Origin of the sequence: Lutibaculum baratangense AMV1 (genome assembly GCF_000496075.1) — a bacterium.
Taxonomy (GTDB): domain Bacteria; phylum Pseudomonadota; class Alphaproteobacteria; order Rhizobiales; family Tepidamorphaceae; genus Lutibaculum; species Lutibaculum baratangense.
Genome location: NZ_AWXZ01000029.1, coordinates 147,130 through 166,355 on the forward strand (window position 1 = coordinate 147,130; position 19,226 = coordinate 166,355).

The following is a 19,226-nucleotide window of genomic DNA, read 5'->3' on the forward strand; positions in this document are numbered from 1 at the left end:
GCGGCCCGGCCGTCTCTCCTCGAAGGGGGCACTCGACATGCGGGAACGCCTGCGACAGGCCGTGGCGCTCGTCATCGGCGTCTTCATCCTCTACACGGCGTCGATGGGGCCGTTCGACTCGCTGATCCAGCGCTCGATCATGGTCGCGCTGGTGATCACGCTCGGCGTCCTGTCCTTCCCCTCCCCCTTCGCCTCCCGCCACCCGCTCGTCGCCAACCTCGTCGATGCCGTCTTCTGGGCGGGCTCGATGGCAGCCTGCCTTTTCGTCACGTTCAGCGCGAACTGGATCCTCACCAGCCTGCCCATGGCTGGGCCGCTTCACATCGGGCTGACGATCGTCCTCGTCGTGACGATCCTGGAGCTCGCCCGCCGCACGGTCGGGATCGCCTTTCCGATCCTGGTGCTCGTCGGCGTCGCCTATGTCTTCCTCGGCCACCTGATACCCGGCCGCCTCGGCCATCGCGGCTTCGACATCTACTTCGTCACCGAGACGGTCTTCCTCTCCGACATCGGCATCTGGGGGTCGCTGACGGGGATCGCCGCGACCATCATCGCCGCCTTCGTCCTGTTCGGCGCCATGCTTCTGCGGACGGGTGGCGGCGACACCTTCATGGACCTCGCGCTGCTGATCTCCGGCCGCTCGACGGGCGGTGCCGCGAAGATGGCGACCGTCGCCTCGGCCGCCTTCGGCACCGTCAACGGCAGCGCGGTCGCCAATGTCGCGACGACCGGCACGATGACGATCCCGCTCATGAAGCGGATCGGCTATCCGGCCCCGCTCGCCTCGGCCGTCGAGGCGGTCGCCTCGACCGGCGGGCAGATCACGCCGCCGATCCTCGGGGCCGCCGCCTTCATCATGTCGGAGATGATTGGCACGGACTATCTGCGCATCGCGCTCGCGGCGCTGATCCCCGCCCTGCTGTTCTACATAGGCGTCTTCGTCACCATCCACCTGATCGCGCTCAGGAAGAACATCGGCTACGTGCCCCCGGAGGACATCCCCTCCGCGAGGACGGCGCTCGCGCCGGTGCGGCTGATCCCCGTCGTCGGCGGCCTCGGCGGCCTCCTCTTCATGCTCCTGTCGGGCCGCTCCGTGGCGCTCTCGGCAGCGACCGGCATCATCTGCATGGTGGTGCCCTTCGTGATCGGCGATCTCGCGGTGAACCGCAAGCCGAAGTCGACGGCACGGGCGCTGATCTACGGCCTGGTCGAGGCGGGCACGGGAATCGTCATCATCGCGCTGATGCTTGCCGGCGCCCAGATCCTCGTGTCGCTCATCAACCTCACCGGCATCGGCGTCACACTGTCCTCGCTGACCGTGGCGGTCGGTGGCAAGAACCTGTTCCTCATAGGCCTCATCGTCGCGCTCGCCTGCCTCGTCCTCGGCATGGGCATCCCGACGACGGCAGCCTACGTGCTCGTGGCCGCCGTCATGGCGCCGGCGCTGATCTCGGTCGACGTCGAGCCGCTCGTCGCGCACATGTTCGTCTTCTACTACGCGACGATCTCCGTCATCACGCCGCCGGTCTGCATCGCGGTCTTCGTCGCCGCCTCGATCGCGAAGACAGACTGGTGGCCGGCCGCGCTCAACGCCGTGCGCCTCGGCGCCGTCACCTATGTCGTCCCCTTCATGTTCCTGTCCTATCCCGGCATGCTCTGGTCGGGCACGCCATGGCAGATCGCCGAGGCCGCCCTTTCGGGCACGGTGCTCGTGATGGCGTTCTCGCTCCTCCTCTCCGGCACGCGCATCCGCGGCAGCCGGATCGCCAGCGCGGCGCTTTACCTGCCGGCGGCCATGCTCGCGATCGTGCCCTCGCACCTCGCGCTCGGGCTTGCATTCGCGATGACGGTGACCGGCATCGTCGTCGGCCAGCCGTTCCGGCAGCGTCACCCCGGGGAACCGGATGCCGCCGCCGTTCCGCTGGAGCAGGTGCCTTAGCCCTTCCGACGCGGTGCGAAGACGGAGCGGAACCGCCGCCTCGCGTGTTCCACGGTGCGACGCCCGGACGTCCAGGTCCTCCGGCCGCCAGGCGCCGGCGGCGACGAGCGTGTCACCCGGCTGCAAGTAGTGCTGCCGGCTCGGCTCCACGACGACGATCTCGGCGTCCCCCGGTGACCTGGCGCAAATCGAGAGGCCAGAACGGGTGCGGCCGGGCGCTCACTCTCCCGCCCGGAACTCTCCCACCGCGCGCCACACCCGCTCGACGCTCGCCAGCCGGTTCGTTCGCAGGCGCATGGCGGCGATCGTCATCGTGCAGCTCGGCAGGTCGCCCGACAGGTCCTGAAGGACGCCTGCCCGAAGCTCCGCCGCGACGAGGCTGCGGGGAAGCCAGCCCACCCCCACGCCCGCGCAGACGAGTTCCTTGATCGCGGGCGTGAGGGCCGTTTCCGCACGGGGGTGCACGAGGAGCTCAAGATCGGGGAAGATCTCCTGGCGGGTGACCTTCCCCAGGAAGACGTCGGCGGGATAGGCGACGACGGGTATGCCTCCCGCCGTGCGCGCCGCCGCGAGCTCGTCGAGCCGACGGGTCGGGAAGACCGGGAGCAGCGGCTCGGGGCCGAGCTCGATGAGCTCGACATAGTCGTCCGCTCCGGCGAGGGGCTCCCTGTGCGTCTGGTAGAGCAGAGCGATGTCGGCCTGTCGCGTCACGAGCTGCGCGAAGCACTCCTCCCGGTTGCCGGAGCGGAGCCGGACGTTGAGGTGCGGCTCGCCGCCGAGGCCGCGCACGAGCGTGGGCGCCACCGACGTCGTGATGGCGTGCTGGCACGAGATCACGAGGCTGTTCTGCGTCTCGCGGTCATGCCGCTGCAGGTCGTTGCGAAGATCGCGCAGGCCCGCAGCGAGTTCGTGGATGCGCTCGCGCTGGTCACGCAGCGCCGGCTTCGGGCGGGAGGGCTTGCGCGCCCGCTCGATCAGTTCGACGCCCAGATGCGCCTCGATCGCCATGATCCGCCGCGAGAAGGCCGGCTGCGTCACGCAGCGCCGTTCCGCGGCGGCCGCGAGCGAGCCCGTCTCCAGCACCGCGAGAATATCCTCGAGCCATTCCAGCCGCATCACGTCCGCTCCCAACATGCAGGTTTGGCATGATCCCTCGGCGCATTTGCATTTGCGCCGCCTCCGGCGATGGGGATGATGGAGGTTCATGCATCTTACAGCCGACGGGTCATCATGCACATCTCGCGCTTTCCCCGCATCCGCCTCGCCCACCTGCCCACCCCGCTCGAGCGCCTCGACCGCCTGTCGCGCGAGCTTGGCGGGCCCGAGATCTGGGTCAAGCGCGACGACTGCACCGGCCTGTCGACGGGCGGCAACAAGACGCGCAAGCTCGAGTTCCTGATGGCCGAGGCCGCCGAGCAGGGCGCTGAGATGGTGATGACGCAAGGGGCGACCCAGTCGAACCACGCGCGCCAGACGGCGGCGGCGGCGGCGAAGCTCGGCATGGCGTGCCACATCCTGCTCGAGGACCGCACGGGTTCGAAGGACCAGAACTACAACGAGAACGGCAACGTCTTCCTCGACGGCCTGCACGGCGCGACGGCCGAGAAGCGGGGCCCGGGTCTCGACATGAACGCGGAGATGGAGGCGGTGGCCGAGCGCCTGCGGGCCGACGGCAAGCGCGTCTACACGATCCCGGGCGGCGGCTCGAACGCGACCGGCGCCCTCGGCTACGTCAACTGCGCCTTCGAGCTCCTGAGCCAGGCGAACGACGAGGGCCTCGTGATCGACACGCTCGTTCACGCGACGGGCAGCGCGGGCACGCAGGCCGGGCTCGTCACCGGGCTGAAGGCGATGAACGCGAACGTGCCGCTCCTCGGCATCGGGGTGCGCGCGCCGCGGCCGAAGCAGGAGGAGAGCGTCTTCGCGCTCGCCCAGAAGACGGCCGAGAAGCTCGGCTGCCCGGGGGTCGTCACGCGCGAGGACGTCGTCGCGAACACGGACTATGTCGGCGAAGGCTACGGCATTCCCGCAGAGAGCACGCTCGAGGCGATCGGGATGTTCGCCGAGCTCGAGGGCATCCTCCTCGACCCCGTCTATTCCGGCAAGGGCGCGGCGGGTCTGATCGATCTCGTCCGCAAGGGCGAGTTCAAGAAGGGGCAGCGCGTCGTGTTCCTGCACACGGGCGGCTCGGCCGCGCTCTTCGGCTACACCTCCTATTTCGAGCGCCGGCCGGTGCTCGAGACCGCGGCCTGATTGGGTAGCCTCGTGTCGGAGCTTCCCCACAGGCGGCGCATCGGCATTCTCGGCGGGATGGGCCCCGAGGCGACGGTGCTCCTCATGCAGCGGATCATCGAGCGCACGACGGTGAGCGACGATCAGGACCACGTGCCGATGATCGTCGACAACAACCCGCAGGTGCCCTCCCGCGTGAAGGCCATCATCGAGGGCACGGGCGAGGATCCCGCGCCCGTGCTCGCCGCGATGGCGCGGGGGCTCGAGGCCGCGGGCGCCGACGCGCTGGCGATGCCGTGCAACACCGCCCATCACTACGCGGCCACGATCGCCGGCGCCGTCCGGATCCCGTTCCTCGACATGGTCGAGCTCTCGGCGGCCAGGGCCGAGGGGCTGGGGGCCCGCCGGGCGGGCATCCTCGGGTCGCCGGCCCTGAAGATCACCGGCATCTTCGACCGCGCCTTCGCGGCGCGGGGGCTCGGTACGGTCTATCCCGAGAACCAGGACAGGCTCCTCGACGCCATCCGCCGGGTGAAGGTGTCGAGCCGAAGCAGGGAGGCCCGGCACGCCCTGGCGCAGGCGGCCGAGGAGCTCGGCACGCGCGGCGCGGACGTGCTGATCGTCGCCTGCTCCGAATTCTCGATCATCGCCGACGCCATACCTTCGGGGCCGCCGGCCATCGACACGGTCGACGTCCTGGCGGATGCGGCGATCGCCTTCTCCTGCGGCGAGGCGGTGGAGGCGGAGCCCGCCTGACGGGCCGCCCCGCCCTCTGCCGCGCTCATGCGGCCCGCGCCCGCAGCTTCAGCCGGCTGAAGACCTTCAGCGCGTTGCCGTGGAAGATCTTCCGCCGGTCCTCCTCGCTCAGGGCCTGGTTCGCCTCGATATAGCGGCGCGTGTCGTCGAAGTGGTGGCCGGTCTCCGGGTCGGCGCAGCGCACGGCGCCGTGCATCTCGGAGGCGAAGAGCACGTGGTCGACCGGCACGACGCCGGTCAGGAGATCCATGCCCGGCTGGTGGTAGACGCAGGTGTCGAAATAGAGCCCCTGCCCCATCAGCGCCTTCGGCTCGCGGCGCTTCATGTCGATCGCGATGCCGCGGTAGCGGCCCCAGTGATAGGGCACGGCGCCGCCGCCATGGGGAATGATCAGCTTCAGGCCCGGAAAGCGCTCGAAGAGGTCCGAGGTCAGGAGCTGCATGAAGGCCGTCGTGTCGGCGTTCAGGTAATGCGCGCCGGTGAAGTGGAAGTTCGGGTTGCACGACTGGCTGACGTGGATCATCGCCGGCACGTCGAGCTCGACGAGCTTCTCGTAGACCGGGAACCACCACGGGTCGGTCAGCGGGGGATCGCGCCAGTGGCCGCCGCTCGGGTCGGGGTTCAGGTTGCAGCCGACGAACCCCATCTCCTCCACGCAGCGCACGAGCTCGGGGATCACGTTCCCGGGCGGACAGCCCGGCGACTGCGGCAGTTGGCAGACCGGCGCGAAATTGTCGGGATAGAGGTCGCAGACCCGCCTGATGAGGTCGTTGCAGATGCGCGACCACTGGCGGCTCATCTCCTCGGTACCGACATGGTGGCCCATGCCGCCGGCGCGGGGCGAGAAGATCGTGAGGTCGGTGCCCCGCTCCCGCTGCAGGCGCAGCTGGGTCTTCTCGAGGCTCTCGCGGATCTCGTCGTCTGAGATGACGGGCCCTTCCTGGCCGCGCATCCGGGCCATGTCGCCATGGCAGTCGATCTGCATCTTCCGCCAGCCCTCGTGCTGGGCAGGTGCCGTGGTGTAGTGGCCATGGCAGTCGATGATCATGGTGTCTTGCGAGCTCCTGGCTGGGTGTCGTCGGTCACGTTGGAGTTGTCCGTCGCGCGCTCGCGCTTCCGGGCGGCCGCGATCCGCCGCCGCAGTGGTTCGCCCGCCACGACCGACAGGATGAGAAGCCCGGCGAGGACGAGGGCGCCGGCGCTGATATGGCTCGAGAGAAGGTAGGTCGGGTCGCCCCGCCCCATGATCATCGCCCGGCGGAAGTTCTCCTCGAGCATCGGGCTCAGCACGAAGCCGATGAGGAGCGGCGCGGGCATGAAGCCGTGAAGCCGGAGCACGTATCCGGCCACGCCGACGACGAGCATCACGAGCACGTCCGCCACGCTGTTGTTGATGCTGTAGGAGCCGACGCAGATCAGGATGACGATGGAGGGGTAGAGTAGCCTGTACGGTATGTTCAGGAACGACACCCACAGGCCGATGAGCGGGATGTTGAGGAGCAGCAGGAAGACGTTGCCGATCCAGAAGCTCATCACGAGCCCCCAGAAGAGCTGCGGCTCCTGGCTGATGAAGAGCGGCCCCGGCACGATGCCGTGGATCATCAGCGCGCCGATCATGATCGCCATGGTCGGCGTGCCGGGAATGCCGAGGGCGAGGGTCGGGACGAAGGCCGTCTGCACGGCCGCGTTGTTCGACGCCTCGGGAGCCGCGAGCCCCTCGATCGCGCCGTGCCCGAACTCCTGCGGCCGCTTCGAGAGCTTCTTCTCGTTGGCGTAGCTCACGATCGCGGCGACCGACGGCCCCGTTCCCGGCAGCGGGCCGAAGAAGCAGCCGGCCAGCGCGCCCCGGACCATCGGAAGGGCGCTGCGCCGCCACTCCTGCCCCGTCGGCAGCATCGAGACGAAGCTCACCCGATGGCGCACGCGATGGGAGCCGGCTCGAACGGACATGATGATCTCGGACAGGCCGAACAGGCCCATCGCCACCGGCACCAGACCGATGCCGTCGATCAGGTAGTGCGAGCCGAAGGTGTAGCGATCGACGCCGTCGTAGATGTCGACACCGACGGTGCCGAGAAGCGCGCCGATCGCCACCATCGCGAAGTTGCGCTTCGGGTCGGCCCCACCGACGGTCGAAACCGCCACGAAGCAGAACAGGATCAGGGCGAAGTACTCGGCCGGGCCGAACGCCTTCGCCACCTGCACGATGGCCGGCGTCAGGAGCGACAGGACGACGATGCCGATGCTGCCGCCGACGAACGAGGCGATCGTCGTCATGAAGAGCGCCGTGTCCGCGCGCCCGGCCTTCGCCATCGGATAGCCGTCGAGGCAGGTGATGGCGTTCGACGGGGTTCCCGGCAGGTTGAGGAGGATCGAGGCGGTGGAGCCGCCATACTCCGCGCCGTAATAGACGCCGGCCAGCATCACGATGCCGGTCGTGGGATCGAGCGCGAAGGTCATCGGCAGGAGGAGCGCGATCGCCGCCATGGCGCCGATGCCCGGGATGACGCCGATCGCGGTGCCGATGAAGACGCCGGCGAAACACGCGACGAGGTTCTCCACCGTCAGCGCCATTTCGAGGCCGAGAGCGATGTTCTCCACGTCAGCCCACCTTCACCGCCGGCAGGGGAAGCCCGAGGACGAAGGAGAAGAGGAGCCACGTGCCGAGGGCGAAGAGCCCGGCATAGACGAGGAAGGAGAGATAGCCTCCTTCGCTCTGGCCGGCATAGGCCGCGACCATCGAGACGACGACCGCCGGGACGAGCCCCACGCGCTCGACGAGAAGGACGAAGAGGAGGACGGCCGAAACGATGGCCCCGAAGGGCCGGACGTCGAACGGCTTAGAAGCTGCGTCTCCGCCGGCGAGCAGGGCGTAGCCGGAGATCAGCACGATCGTCCCCGACAGCATCAGCGGGTAGACGGCCGAGCCGATATTGGAGACCGTCCCCATCCTGAAGCCCAGTGCGACGACGAAGGCGACGCCGCCGAGCACGGCGAGCACGAGCCACAAGAGATCCCTGCGCATGGTCACTCCCTGCTAAGCGAAAGCCGGCGGGCGCCTGCCGCCCGACCGGTCGTCACCTGGTGGCTGCGGTCGGGCGGAATGTGCGGCCGTGGGCCTGCCTCACTCGCGGAAAGCGGGGTTGTCGAGCACGTCGGCCCACCAGGAGAGCTGCTCCCGCATATACTCGCCGAAGACCTCCGGAGATTCCGACACGGCGACCTCGGAGCCGACCGCCTCGAGCCGCTCCTTCACCTTCTCGGAGTCCTTCATCGACGCCATCGCCTCGTGGAGCCGGGTCACCGCCTCGTCCGGCGTGCCGGCCGGGGCGACGATGCCGAACCACGACCCCATCTCGAAGCCCTCGAGCCCTACCTCGCCCGTCGTCGGCACGTCCGGCAACAGATTCGAGCGCTCGTCGGCGGCCAGCGCCAAGGGCCGCAGGGCCCCGGAGCGGACATGCGTCAGGATCGCCGGGATGTTGTTCATGTAGACATGGATCCGCCCCGCGACGACGTCGTTCAGGGCGGCGCCCGCGCCCTGGTAGGGAACGTGCACGAGCTGCGAGCCGGTCATCTCGTTGTAGAGCTCGCCCGCAACGTGGGCGACGGTACCGATCCCTCCGGAGGCGTAGTTGAACTGCCCCTCGCCCGACGAGGTCAGCTCGATCAACTCCTCAGCCGTCTCCGCCTCGACGGAAGGGTGCACGACGAGAAGGACGGACGAGATGACGGCGACACTGATCGGGTCGAAGTCCTCGATCGGATCGTAGCCGACGTCGCGCAGCCCCGGGTTGACCGAGTGCGTGCCGGCCGTCGCCAGCAGCAGCGTGTAGCCGTCCGGCTCGGCCCCGGCGACCATGCTGGCGCCGACCGTGCCGCCGCCGCCGCCGCGATTCTCGACCACGACCGGCTGTCCGAGCTCGCCGCTCATATGGTCGGCGACGATCCGTGCGATGACGTCGCTGTTGCCGCCCGCCGAGAACGGCACGACGATCGTCACGGCACGCTCGGGGTACTGGGCATTGGCTGCCCCTGCTGCTCCCAGCGCGAAGGCAAGGCCAGCGGTCAGTCCGACAATCTTCTTCAACATGGCTTTCCTCCCGGTTTTTTCCCGTGAGATAGCCATGCCCGGACGCCAGGCGGCCACGACAATCTCGCTATGCGACCGTCGAATCCGCTTATACCCCTGGCAGCATCAGCCTTCGGGCCGGGATCGCAACCGCCGCGAAGCCCGGAGGAAAGTCCTTTGTTCCCGGGCGATTTGCATGACATGAAGGGACAGCTCGGCTTTGCAGATCCACCGGTCGGAGTGAAGCCGCCGCCGCAAGACCGTCACCGAGCAAAGGACCTGGCGGTGCGCGAGGCCAGCGCCAAACTCTCCCTCAGGCATCTCTCGGCCTTCATGGCCGTGGTCGACTGCGGCCGCATTTCCGCCGCAGGAGACGCGCTGCGGCGCAGCCATTCCGCGATAGCCCGGTCGCTCGAAATGCTTGAGACGCGGTTCGGGCGCCCGCTTCTCACCCGATCCCGGGCCGGCGTGGCACCGACCCCTGCGGGCCTGGCGTGCGATGCGCGCTGCCGCATCATCGAGAACGAGCTCGCGAGCCTGCGGGACCTTCTGGAGCGGTCGGGGCATGCGGGGTTGCGCGGCCGACAGGCCTGCCTGTTCCGGATGCAGGTGGACGTCTCGCGGCTGCGCGCCCTCGTGTCCGTCCACAATCTCGGCTCGGTGCAGGGCGCCGCGCACCTGCTCTCCGTCACGCAGCCGGCCGTCTCCTCCTCCATCCGGGCCCTCGAGACGGATCTCGGCGTCGCGCTCTTCGTGCGCACGCCGCGGGGCATGATCCCAACGCCGGCAGGAGCGTCCGTCGCCATGGCTTCGCGCAGGATCCTGTCGGAGCTGCGCCGGATCGACGACGACATCGCGTCGCTTCGCGGCGCGCCATCGGGCCTCGTCTGCATCGGCGGCCTCGCATACTCCCGGAACGCCGTCCTCCCCCGGGCGATCAAGGAGGTCGTGGGCCGGTTCCCCCAGATCGTCGTGCGCACGGTCGAGGGGCCGCTCGATTCCCTGCTCGTCGCGATGCATGCGGGCGAGGTCGACGTGATCATCTGCGCCCGGCCCGAGGCGGTGATGCTCGAGGGGGTGAAGGTCGAGACCCTCCTGCGTGACCGGATGAAGCTCTTCGTGTCGCGCGACCATCCGCTGGCGGGACGGAAGGCCGTGCCCGCCGGGGAGGTTCTGGACTACCCCTTCATCCTCCCGCCGGTCGGGACGGTCACCCGGGCTCTGCTGGTTTCGACCTTCCGCGCAGTGGCGGGGCGGGACCCGGAAGGTGCGGTCGAAACGAGCTCCTACACGATCATCCGGAAGCTGGTGATGGAATCGCGGCAGATCTGCTTCCGCTCGGTGTCGGAGTTTTCCCCCGAGGGCGAGGACGTGTCGATCGTCCCCCTCGACCTGGCCTTCGACCTGCCGGCGCGTGAGATCTGCCTGCTGCAGCGGAAAGGGGCGATCCTCACCGCGGCCGCCGCCGACGCGCTCGCCGTTTTGCGCGACGTGGCCAGGGGCCATTGACGGGGTGGGACCCTGGGCAAGGAACGGGACATGGCGGCGGGGCCGCCATGTCCCGTCGCGGGGCCTACTGCTTGCCTGCCGCGAACATCGTCTCGACCTCATAGGCGGCGCCGGCGGGATTGACGCCCGCCGCGCCGGCGACACCGGCCACCTCCTTCGCATCGGCGCCGAAGAACCCACCGGCCATGTAGCCTTCGTCCACCGTGAAGGCCGCACCGCCGCCTCCCTGCAGCGCGACCGTGTCGGCCGCGAAGCTGCTGCCGTCTATCGTCCCGCTGAAGCTCGCCGATCCGCCGTCGATCGCCGTGCCCCCCCGCGTTGGTCGCGAGCCCCGTCGCATCGCCCGCGAAGGTGCCGGCGGCGAAGTCGGCCGTCATCGGAGCGTTATCCCTCCGCTGGCGAGAAGCCGGGATATCGCCTCCTGCCGCTCGTAGAACCTGTCCAGGGACGCGTAGCTGTCGAAGGCGTCGGGGTCCTCGGCGATGTCGGACGGCTCGAGCGCGATCCTGCCGCCGGCGGGAGCGGAGATCGCCACGAGCCTGTCTCCCGGCTCCAGCGATTCGCTGGCCGGGCCGGCCGGATCGACGGAGACGATCCGCAATCCGCCGTCATCCGGCGCCAGCCCGAGCCCGATCCAGGGTTGCTTCCTGGCGAGGAGCGCCACCAGGAGTGTCGCCACCACCACCGTCGCGACCGCCCCGATCATCCCCGGGACGGGAGCGATCCCTCGCCTTTCCATCTGCCCCGCTCGTCTCTTCCCCTGCGTGATCTTGCCGCACTTCGGCCGCAGAACAAGAGGAATCCGACTGGAAACGCGTGGTGCGCGGTGAAATCACGGCCTGGCGACGGAGGGAGGAAGCACGTCGTCCCGGGGAAACGGCCCGGAAGCTGCCGCCCTGTTCCCGGCCGCCACTGGTTGCGTTCCTGCAACGCCCGGCCGGAATGTCGGAGGTGGGTGTGTCCCTCACGATCCAGGCGTCCACGATGACGTTCTTGTGAACGCAACGTAGCTAGGCCTATGAATCGGCGGATATGCCTTGGAGCCAGCGCCCTGATCGACCCTGAGGACACCACGGGAGTGCATATCCCCCTGACGAAGAACTCCGACGAGCAGCGTTACAGGCTGCTCGTCGACGCGATCACCGACTACGCGATCTACATGCTGGACGCCGGCGGTCACGTGACGAGCTGGAACCCCGGCGCGCAGCGGTTCAAGGGTTACGAGCAGGGCGAGGTTCTGGGAGAGCACTTCTCCCGCTTCTACACCGAGGAGGATCGCCGGACTGGCCTGCCGCAGCGGGCCCTCGCGACCGCAGCCGGCGACGGACGCTTCGAGGCCGAGGGCTGGCGGCTGCGCAAGGACGGCAGCCGCTTCTGGGCCCATGTCGTGATCGACCCCATCAGGGACAATGCCGGAACGCTCATCGGCTTCGCGAAGATCACCCACGACCTGGCGGAGCGCAAGCTCGCCCGGGAGGCGCTCCGGCGGAGCGAGGAGCAGTTCCGGGTCCTCGTCCAGGGTGTCAGCGACTACGCGATCTACATGCTCGATCCCGGCGGCCGCGTGACGAGTTGGAACCAGGGCGCCCAGCGGATCAAGGGCTACCTGCCGGAGGAGATCCTGGGGGAGCACTTCTCCCGGTTCTACACCCAGGAGGACCGCGACGCCGGAGAGCCGGAGCGCGCGCTCGATACCGCCGCCCGGGTGGGGCGCTTCGAGCGGGAAGCGGTGCGTATCCGGAAGGACGGCAGCCGCTTCTGGGCGCACGTCGTCGTCGTCGCGATCCGCGACGAGCAAGGCACGCTCATCGGCTTCGCCAAGGTCACCCGCGACATCACGGAGCGCAAGGAGGCCCAGCGCGCCCTGGAGGAGGCACGCGAGGCGCTCTTCCAGGCGCAGAAGACCGAGGCGATCGGGCAGCTCACCGGCGGGGTGGCGCACGACTTCAACAACCTGCTGATGGCGGTGCTGGGCAGCCTCGAGCTCCTGCGCAAGAGGCTGCCCGACGACGATCCGGCGGCGTTGCGCCTCCTGGAGAACGCGGTCCAGGGGGCCAGGCGCGGCGCCGCCCTGACGGAGCGCATGCTGGCCTTCGCGAGGCGGCAGGAACTCGACATGCTGCCGGTCGACCTGCCCGACCTCGTGCGCGGCATGGCGGAGCTGCTGCAGCGCTCGATCGGGCCCGAAATCCTGATCGAGACGCGTTTCCCTCTCGCCCTTCCGCCGGTCCGGTCCGACGCGAACCAGCTCGAGACGGCGCTCCTGAACCTCGTGGTCAACGCGCGGGACGCGATGCCTGGCGGCGGCCGGCTCGTCATCGCCGCGCGGTCCGAGACGCTCGGCGGCAGGCACCCGACAGGCCTGCCGGCGGGGCCCTATGTCTGCCTCTCCGTGACCGACGAGGGTCAGGGCATGGACGAGGAGACGCTCGCCCGGGCGCTCGACCCGTTTTTCACGACGAAGGGGGTCGGCAAGGGCACCGGGCTCGGCCTCTCGATGGTGCACGGCCTGGCCGAGCAGTCGGGCGGTCGGCTCGTCCTGAAGAGCCGGCTGGGCGAAGGCACGACGGCGGAGATCTGGCTGCCGGTGGCGGCGGACGAGCCGGTGGCCGTCGCCGAGATACCGGAGGCGGCGGCCGAGGAGGAAGGGACGGCGGCGAAGATCCGCCCCCTCCGCATCCTCGCCGTCGACGACGACGGCCTCGTCCTCATGAGCACCGCGGCCATGCTGGAGGATCTGGGGCACCGCGTCTTCGAGGCGGCATCCGGCCAGCAGGCCCTCGATATCCTGCGGCGCGAGCCCGCTATCGACCTCGTGATATCCGACCAGGCCATGCCGCACATGACCGGCACCGAGCTCGCGAAGCGGGTGGGCTCGGAGCGCCCCGGCCTGCCGTTCATCCTCGCCACCGGCTACGCCGAGCTTCCGCCGGACGCCGACAACGATCTGCCGCGCCTGTCCAAGCCGTTCCTGCAGGACGATCTCGTGCGGGCCATCCGCGCCGTCGGCGAATGGTGACCCACGCCGGGTCCGGATGAGGGGTCGGCCGGCGCCGACGGGCCTCACGGCGCGCCGGTGGTCCGGCGCGTCAGCTCGGGGGCGAGATCCATTATCGCCCGGTGGTGCGTCAGGTAGACGCCGCCGGTGAGGTGACTGAGGAAGTCGCTGCGCTCCAGCCGGTCCATGACCGGCCCCTTCACCTCGCTCAGATGCAGGTCGATCCCCTGCGCCGCCAGCCGGTGCATGACGAGCTCGAGCGTTTCGAGGGCGCTGCCGTCGATCTCGTTCACCGCCGTGCACTGGAGCACGACATGGCGCAGCCTCGGCCGCGCCGCCACCTCGCGCAGGATGAAGTCCTCGATCGCGCGCGCGTTGGCGAAGCTGAGGCTCTCGTCGATCCGCATCGACAGGACGCTCTCGTCCGTCGCCACCTCGTGCCGGAGCACGTTGCGGTAGTGCTCCGTGCCCGGCACCTGCCCGACGACGGCGATGTGCGGCCGGGAGGTGCGCCACAGGAGCAGCGCCACCGTGATGGCGACGCCGGCGACGATGCCGGCCTCCACGCCGAAGCCCAACGTCACGATGATCGTGGCGAGCATCGCCGCGAAATCGTGCCGGGAGTAGCGCCAGCTGCGCCGGAGGGACCCGAGGTCGACCAGGCTCAGCACCGCCACGATGATCGTCGCGGCGAGGACGGCGTTCGGCAGGTAGTAGAGGAACGGGGTCAGGAACAGCGACGCCGCCGCGATGCCGACGGCCGTGAAGGCGCCGGCGGCGGGGGTTTCGGCGCCCGCGTCGAAATTGACGACGGAGCGTGCGAAGCCGCCGGTGACGGGATAGCCGCCGGAGAAGGCCGCCGCGATGTTGGAGGCGCCGAGGCCCACGAGCTCCTGGTCCGGCACGATCGACTGGCGGCGCTTGGCGGCGAGCGTCTGCGCGACGGAGACCGACTCGACGAAGCCGATGACCGAGATCATCAGCGCCGGCAGGGCCAACGAGGCGTAGAGCGAGAGGTCGAGCAGCGGCATGCCGAAAGGAGGCAGGCCGGACGGTATGTCGCCGACGACCGCGACGCCCCTCTCTGCCAGGCCCAGGCCGGCCGCGAGCAGGATGCTCGCCGCCACCGCGATCACCGGACCGGCGCGCGCGACGAGGCCGGCGGCGTAGTCGCGCAGTCCCGCTCTCAGGAGAAGCGGCTTCAGGCCCTTGCGCACCCAGAACAGAAAGCCGAGCGCGCCGCAGCCGATCGCCAGCGTGAAGAGGTTCGTCTGTGCCGCGGCCGACCAGAGCGAGGCCGTCACCTCGGGCAGCGTGTGGCCCCCCGCCCGCACGCCCAGAATGTGCTGGAGCTGCGAGGCCGCGATGAGGATCCCCGACGCCGTGATGAAGCCCGAGATGACGGGATGCGACAGGAGATTGGCGACGAAGCCGAGGCGCAGGATCCCCATGAGGAGAAGCATCGCACCCGACATCAGGGCGAGCGCCGCCGCCGCTGCCACGTACTCCGGCGAGCCGGGCGCCGCCACCTCCGAGACCGCGGCTGCCGTCATGAGCGACACGACCGCGACCGGCCCGACCGCGAGGGTGCGGCTCGTGCCGAAGATCGCGTAGGCGACGAGCGGCAGGATCGAGGCATAGAGGCCGACGACCGGCGGCAGCCCCGCCAGCATCGCGTAGGCGAGCGACTGCGGGATCAGCATGATCGTCACGATCGCCGCCGCCACGAGATCGTTCGTCAGCGTGTGACCGTTATAGGTGCGGGCCCAGCCGAGGATCGGCAGGTGGCGGGCTAGCTGAGGTCGGCTCATGGGTGTCGTCCGGACGTGGTGCGGCCGGGTCGATCAGCCGCATTGGAAGGTCGGCACCCTCTCCCCGGGGGCGAAGAGAGGGCGCCTTCGCTCCCGGTCAGAAGCGGTTGACCGGCAGCTTGAGGTAGTGCCGGCCGTCGCTCTCGGCCTCCGGCAGGCGTCCCCCGCGGAGGTTCACCTGGAGCGCGGCGAGGATGCGGTCGGGCAGCGACAGCGTCTTGTCCCGGTCCTGCCGGCGCTTGATCCAGTCCTCACGCGTCGTGCCGTCCTTCACGTGGATGTTCGACGCCTTGTGCTCGGCGACGGTGGCCTCCCACATCGGCTCCTTGCGGTCCGAGGTGCCGTAGTCATGCCCCACGAAGAGCCGCGTTTCCGGCGGCAGGGTGAGGATCGCCTGGATCGAATCCCAAAGCACGGCTGCGTCCCCTCCGGGGAAATCGGCGCGCGAGGTGCCGGCGTCGGGATGCATCAGCGTGTCGTGCACGAAGGCCGCGTCGCCGACGACATAGGTGATCGAGCCGAGCGTGTGGCCGGGCGACAGCATGACCTTCGCCTTGAGCTCGCCGATCCGGAACGTCTCGCCCTCCCTGAACAGGCGGTCGAAGTCCCTGTCCGGGTCGAAGGCGTCCGGCATGTGGTAGATCTCGCGCCAGATCCCGGCGATCTCGCGAACCTTCTCGCCGATCGCCGTCGGTGCTCCGGTCGCCGCCTTCAGATGCGCCGAGGCCATCCAGTGGTCGGCGTGCGGGTGGGTGTCGAGCACCCACTCGACCGTCAGACCGTTCTCCTTCACGAGGTCGAGGATCTGGTTCATCGAGCCGAGGTCGGTTCGGTAGTGCTTCGGATCGAAGTTCCAGACGACGTCGATCAGCGCCGCCTTCTTCGTCGCCGGGTCGGCGCAGAGGTACTGGATCGAGCCGGTGTCGGGCTCGTAGATGCCCCATACGTCCGGGCTTCCGGGCCCGCGCGAGGGGGAATGGCGCACGACCCGTTCATTCATGCGATCGCTCATGCGGTTGCTCCCTTGTTGGAGGTCGAGAAGAAGTTCGTGTTGCGGGTGCGCACTCCTGCCCACATGCCGATGAGCATGGCCGGGACGAAGACGAGGGTTCCGGGCGCGAGGAGCGGCAGGGCGGTCAGCGCCGGCCCCGGGCAGTAGCCGCCGAGCCCCCAGCCGAGGCCGAAGATCGCGGCGCCCGCGACGAGCTTGCCGTCTATAGTCTTCGAGCTCGGAAGCTCGAAGCGCTGCATGAGCACCGGCCGCGACCGCCGCCAGGCGAGGCGGTAGCCGAGGAACGTGGCGACCACCGCACCGCCCATGACGAAGGCGAGGCTCGGGTCCCATGTGCCGAAGAGGTCGAGGAAGTTCAGGACCTTCGCCGGGTCGGCCATGCCGGATATGACGAGGCCGAGGCCGAAGACGAGGCCGGCCGCGAAACCGAGGAACGGACGCATCAGAGAACTCCAGCCAGAACGTGACGGGCGATCGTGACGGTCGCGACCGCGACGCCCATGAAGACCAGCACGGACACGAGCGAGCGCGGCGACAGGCGGGCGAGACCGCAGACGCCGTGGCCGGACGTGCAGCCGGAGCCGAGAGCGGTGCCGAAGCCGACGAGCAGCCCCGCCACCGCCATCAGCGGCAGGTTGCCGGACACCGTCTGCTCCACGGGCGATCCCGTGGCGAGGGCATAGAGGAGCGGTGCGGCGAGCAGCCCGAGAAGGAAGGCGGCCCTCCAGCTCCAGTCCCCGGCCCTGTGGGCGGCCTTGGCCCACATCGTCTGGGTGACGATGCCGGTGATGCCGGCGATCCGGCCGAACAGGGCCATCGCCATCACGGCGGAGAGCCCGATCAGGACGCCGCCGAGAAGCGATGCCACGGGCGTGAATTCTGTGGGAACGGACAACATCTCAACCTCTCGCACCGGCCGTGGCGCGAGGGGCGCCGCCGGGTCTGAGGCGACATATGTTGGCTCTACTTACATTAGTCAAGCCTAATATACGAAAGAGGCAGGCTACGGGCTCAGAAGAGGCGGAGCGGCTCGCCGGGTCGCGCTTGGGAGGGTTGCGGAACCGGAGGCTCCGCCGCCGCGACGTCCGCCGTGTTCCCCGCATCGATGAGGCCGGCGGCCAGAAGGGGACCTGCGCTCTCGATGAGGAAGGACAACGCGACGGCCGCCGCGACCGCCGCGAGCGCGACCGCCGCCGCACGACGTCCGCCCGCCGCGAGGGCTCCATCCCGCACGTGGCGAGAGGGAGCTTGGCGGTTCGAGCTTTCGATTGGCGGTCCGGACATGGCGGCGCGACGTCTCCTCACTGCGATCCCGTCCGACCGTAGGATTCACGGCCTGATAAGATGCGACTTCTACCTTGCCTGGCGTCCGGGAAACCGTGCCGTCCGTCCCGGCCGATGGAAACGGGTCGTGGGGTCGTGGGTTCCGGCAGCTACCGCACGGTGCCGAGGGCGGCGGGGGCCGAACGCGGCGCGAAGGGGGGCGTTCGCCATGAACGGGAAAGACGAGCATCGCACGCGCACCGCCGTGCCCGTCCCGCACTCCGTCTTCCGTGTCGTCGATGCGCCGCCGGGAGAGCGTTTCGGGCTCTGGAAGGAGAGCATCTCCTGCATCTTCGACGTGGAAGCCGAGAGGGAGACGAGGCTTCTCGATTTCGACGCGGAGGTCGAGGCGTGGCTTCTCGGCCAGCTGATGCTGGCGCGCACGACGAGCCGGGCCCAGAGCTGGCGCCGCTCCGCCTCGACGATCGCGCGCGACGGGATGGACCACTACATGGTCCAGCTTTTCGCCGAAGGGGAAATGGAAGCCGGCGACGGGCCCCGCTCGACCTTCGCCGACGGTCAGGCTCTCGTCGTCTTCGACCTCGCCCGGGAGATGACGAGCCGCACGCCGAGCTTCACGAACCTCTCCCTCGTGATACCGCGCGAGGCCCTGTCAGACGCGCTGTTCGCCCCCGACGACCAGCATATGCGGACGCTGCGAACCGCCGAGCCGCTGGCAGCGATGCTGCGCGACCATCTGGTGGCCCTGACGCGCGTCGGCCGGCGGCTGACCACGACCCAGGCCCGGGAAGTCTCCCGGGCCACCACGACGATGGTCGCCGCCTGCCTCAACGGGTGCGAGCACGCGGCCGGGCTCGACGCCGCTCCGCGCGTGGCCCAGCTCGGGACCTGCAAGCGGCTGATCGAGCAGAACCTCTCGGACCCCGGGCTATCGGCCTCGCAGATCTGCGGGACGGCCGGCCTGTCCCGCACGAAGCTCTACGCCCTGTTCGCGCCGCTCGGCGGCGTCAACGCCCACATCCGGGAGCGGCGGCTGCGCCGGGCGCTGTCGGCTCTGGCCGACCCGCGCAACCGCTTTCGCCCGGTCTACGAGATCGCGGCCACCTGCGGCTTCCGCAACGAGAGCGCGTTCAGCCGCGCCTTCCGCCGGCGCTTCGGCCGCTCCCCCCGCGAAGCTCGCCACGAGGGCGTCGACCTCGCCCCGGCGGCCCGGACCGCCTCGGGCGCCGGCCACCGCTACGAGCACTGGCTGCACCACCTGGCCGTCTAGGTCCAGCCGCGGGATGGAAGGCGGCGCTGGCGTGCACGATCAGAGGTCCTCGTCGTCCTGCGGCGCGAGAAGGTCGGCGAGCTGCGCCACGCGACCGCGTGGCAGCTCCCTCCCCTCGCCGACGAGCGCCTCGTCGCTGTTGACCCACATCCAGGCCTCGAGGAGCTCCTGGCGCGTCGCCCCGGTCGCGATGATGTCGGCCGCGAGCGTGTTGCCGACCGGCCCCAGAACCTCGGTCACCTCGCTTCGTGTCAATGTCATCCGTCATCTCCTCGATGAGGTCTCACCCGCCTCGACATAGGCGCGACGCCCTGTCCGTCAAAGCCCTCGGGCCCGCCGGCTT

19 protein-coding genes are annotated in these 19,226 nt (G+C 69.6%); 6 read left to right on the forward strand and 13 right to left on the reverse strand.

Translation table 11 applies throughout. From position 1 onward, the window contains the following. Positions 1–37 precede the first annotated feature (37 nt). Positions 38–1,939 (forward strand): TRAP transporter permease, encoded by a 1,902-nt coding sequence (locus N177_RS10720; RefSeq protein ID WP_040485567.1) that lies wholly within the window; start codon positions 38–40, stop codon positions 1,937–1,939. Between the two features lie 219 nt (positions 1,940–2,158). Here the strand turns inward: N177_RS10720 and N177_RS10725 are convergent, their stop codons facing one another. Beyond that, complete coding sequence (locus N177_RS10725; RefSeq protein WP_023432339.1) at positions 2,159–3,055, reverse strand: LysR family transcriptional regulator; 897 nt, start codon at positions 3,053–3,055, stop codon at positions 2,159–2,161. A gap of 114 nt (positions 3,056–3,169) precedes the next feature. Here N177_RS10725 and cuyA point away from each other — a divergent pair, with 114 nt between their 5' ends. Together cuyA and cuyB are read left to right on the forward strand one after the other, a co-directional pair. Then, the gene (gene cuyA / locus N177_RS10730) at positions 3,170–4,192 is read left to right on the forward strand and encodes a D-cysteate sulfo-lyase (RefSeq protein WP_040485568.1); all 1,023 of its coding nucleotides are present in this window, start codon (positions 3,170–3,172) and stop codon (positions 4,190–4,192) included. Then, complete coding sequence (cuyB, locus tag N177_RS10735) at positions 4,193–4,927, forward strand: cysteate racemase (protein WP_244444269.1); 735 nt, start codon at positions 4,193–4,195, stop codon at positions 4,925–4,927. It begins immediately after the preceding gene. 25 nt (positions 4,928–4,952) lie between these two features. Here the strand turns inward: cuyB and N177_RS10740 are convergent, their stop codons facing one another. From N177_RS10740 to N177_RS10755, 4 genes are all read right to left on the reverse strand, one after another. Next, a complete protein-coding gene (locus tag N177_RS10740; protein WP_023432342.1) occupies positions 4,953–5,975 on the reverse strand; it encodes an amidohydrolase family protein in 1,023 nt (340 codons plus the stop codon). Continuing rightward, on the reverse strand, positions 5,972–7,528 hold the full coding sequence (locus N177_RS10745; protein WP_023432343.1) for a tripartite tricarboxylate transporter permease: 1,557 nt from the start codon (positions 7,526–7,528) through the stop codon (positions 5,972–5,974). The genes N177_RS10740 and N177_RS10745 overlap by 4 nt, the downstream gene beginning before the upstream one ends. A gap of 1 nt (position 7,529) precedes the next feature. After that, the gene (locus N177_RS10750) at positions 7,530–7,952 is read right to left on the reverse strand and encodes a tripartite tricarboxylate transporter TctB family protein (protein ID WP_023432344.1); all 423 of its coding nucleotides are present in this window, start codon (positions 7,950–7,952) and stop codon (positions 7,530–7,532) included. Positions 7,953–8,051: 99 nt separating this feature from the next. Beyond that, entirely contained in the window at positions 8,052–9,020 is a 969-nt protein-coding gene (locus tag N177_RS10755) for a Bug family tripartite tricarboxylate transporter substrate binding protein (protein WP_023432345.1), read from the reverse strand. Between the two features lie 264 nt (positions 9,021–9,284). Here N177_RS10755 and N177_RS10760 point away from each other — a divergent pair, with 264 nt between their 5' ends. Then, positions 9,285–10,508, forward strand: a complete 1,224-nt coding sequence (locus tag N177_RS10760) for a LysR family transcriptional regulator (protein WP_023432347.1) — start codon at positions 9,285–9,287, stop codon at positions 10,506–10,508. Between the two features lie 64 nt (positions 10,509–10,572). Here N177_RS10760 and N177_RS10765 read toward each other — a convergent pair whose 3' ends face one another. Then, positions 10,573–10,848 carry a hypothetical protein gene (locus tag N177_RS10765; RefSeq protein ID WP_023432348.1) on the reverse strand — a complete coding sequence of 92 codons (276 nt, stop codon included), beginning with the start codon at positions 10,846–10,848 and terminating at the stop codon, positions 10,573–10,575. Positions 10,849–10,881: 33 nt separating this feature from the next. Beyond that, positions 10,882–11,247, reverse strand: a complete 366-nt coding sequence (locus tag N177_RS10770) for a hypothetical protein (protein WP_152527895.1) — start codon at positions 11,245–11,247, stop codon at positions 10,882–10,884. Positions 11,248–11,586: 339 nt separating this feature from the next. Here N177_RS10770 and N177_RS10775 point away from each other — a divergent pair, with 339 nt between their 5' ends. After that, on the forward strand, positions 11,587–13,527 hold the full coding sequence (locus N177_RS10775) for a hybrid sensor histidine kinase/response regulator (RefSeq protein ID WP_023432351.1): 1,941 nt from the start codon (positions 11,587–11,589) through the stop codon (positions 13,525–13,527). Positions 13,528–13,571: 44 nt separating this feature from the next. Here N177_RS10775 and N177_RS10780 read toward each other — a convergent pair whose 3' ends face one another. The 5 genes from N177_RS10780 to N177_RS21665 form a co-directional block, all read right to left on the reverse strand. Continuing rightward, positions 13,572–15,317 (reverse strand): SulP family inorganic anion transporter, encoded by a 1,746-nt coding sequence (locus N177_RS10780; RefSeq protein WP_023432352.1) that lies wholly within the window; start codon positions 15,315–15,317, stop codon positions 13,572–13,574. Between the two features lie 97 nt (positions 15,318–15,414). Beyond that, complete coding sequence (locus N177_RS10785; RefSeq protein ID WP_023432353.1) at positions 15,415–16,329, reverse strand: MBL fold metallo-hydrolase; 915 nt, start codon at positions 16,327–16,329, stop codon at positions 15,415–15,417. Continuing rightward, a complete protein-coding gene (locus N177_RS10790; RefSeq protein WP_023432354.1) occupies positions 16,326–16,772 on the reverse strand; it encodes a DUF6691 family protein in 447 nt (148 codons plus the stop codon). The genes N177_RS10785 and N177_RS10790 overlap by 4 nt, the downstream gene beginning before the upstream one ends. Then, positions 16,772–17,227, reverse strand: coding sequence for a YeeE/YedE family protein (locus N177_RS10795; RefSeq protein WP_040485570.1), 456 nt, complete (start codon positions 17,225–17,227; stop codon positions 16,772–16,774). Before N177_RS10795 ends, N177_RS10790 begins: the two co-directional genes overlap by 1 nt. Before the next feature lie 113 nt (positions 17,228–17,340). Next, entirely contained in the window at positions 17,341–17,613 is a 273-nt protein-coding gene (locus N177_RS21665) for a hypothetical protein (protein ID WP_160170928.1), read from the reverse strand. A 208-nt stretch (positions 17,614–17,821) separates the two neighbouring features. On the opposite strand from N177_RS21665, the gene N177_RS10805 reads away from it, so the two are divergent. Continuing rightward, complete coding sequence (locus N177_RS10805) at positions 17,822–18,883, forward strand: helix-turn-helix domain-containing protein (protein ID WP_023432357.1); 1,062 nt, start codon at positions 17,822–17,824, stop codon at positions 18,881–18,883. 39 nt (positions 18,884–18,922) lie between these two features. On the opposite strand, the gene N177_RS10810 is transcribed toward N177_RS10805, so the two are convergent. Continuing rightward, complete coding sequence (locus N177_RS10810) at positions 18,923–19,144, reverse strand: hypothetical protein (protein WP_023432358.1); 222 nt, start codon at positions 19,142–19,144, stop codon at positions 18,923–18,925. Positions 19,145–19,226: the final 82 nt, after the last annotated feature.

Bases quoted from the DNA above. Each gene is read 5' to 3' on its own strand.
- N177_RS10740 (WP_023432342.1), bottom strand. From the start codon at position 5,975: ATGATCATCGACTGCCATGGCCACTACACCACGGCACCTGCCCAGCAC.
- N177_RS10770 (WP_152527895.1), bottom strand. From the start codon at position 11,247: ATGGAAAGGCGAGGGATCGCTCCCGTCCCGGGGATGATCGGGGCGGTC.
- N177_RS10785 (WP_023432353.1), bottom strand. From the start codon at position 16,329: ATGAGCGATCGCATGAATGAACGGGTCGTGCGCCATTCCCCCTCGCGC.
- N177_RS10795 (WP_040485570.1), bottom strand. From the start codon at position 17,227: ATGTTGTCCGTTCCCACAGAATTCACGCCCGTGGCATCGCTTCTCGGC.
- N177_RS10810 (WP_023432358.1), bottom strand. From the start codon at position 19,144: ATGACATTGACACGAAGCGAGGTGACCGAGGTTCTGGGGCCGGTCGGC.
- N177_RS10755 (WP_023432345.1), bottom strand. From the start codon at position 9,020: ATGTTGAAGAAGATTGTCGGACTGACCGCTGGCCTTGCCTTCGCGCTG.
- N177_RS10765 (WP_023432348.1), bottom strand. From the start codon at position 10,848: ATGCGACGGGGCTCGCGACCAACGCGGGGGGGCACGGCGATCGACGGC.
- cuyA (WP_040485568.1), top strand. From the start codon at position 3,170: ATGCACATCTCGCGCTTTCCCCGCATCCGCCTCGCCCACCTGCCCACC.
- N177_RS10805 (WP_023432357.1), top strand. From the start codon at position 17,822: ATGAACGGGAAAGACGAGCATCGCACGCGCACCGCCGTGCCCGTCCCG.
- N177_RS10790 (WP_023432354.1), bottom strand. From the start codon at position 16,772: ATGCGTCCGTTCCTCGGTTTCGCGGCCGGCCTCGTCTTCGGCCTCGGC.
- N177_RS10725 (WP_023432339.1), bottom strand. From the start codon at position 3,055: ATGCGGCTGGAATGGCTCGAGGATATTCTCGCGGTGCTGGAGACGGGC.
- N177_RS21665 (WP_160170928.1), bottom strand. From the start codon at position 17,613: ATGTCCGGACCGCCAATCGAAAGCTCGAACCGCCAAGCTCCCTCTCGC.
- N177_RS10780 (WP_023432352.1), bottom strand. From the start codon at position 15,317: ATGAGCCGACCTCAGCTAGCCCGCCACCTGCCGATCCTCGGCTGGGCC.
- N177_RS10750 (WP_023432344.1), bottom strand. From the start codon at position 7,952: ATGCGCAGGGATCTCTTGTGGCTCGTGCTCGCCGTGCTCGGCGGCGTC.
- N177_RS10720 (WP_040485567.1), top strand. From the start codon at position 38: ATGCGGGAACGCCTGCGACAGGCCGTGGCGCTCGTCATCGGCGTCTTC.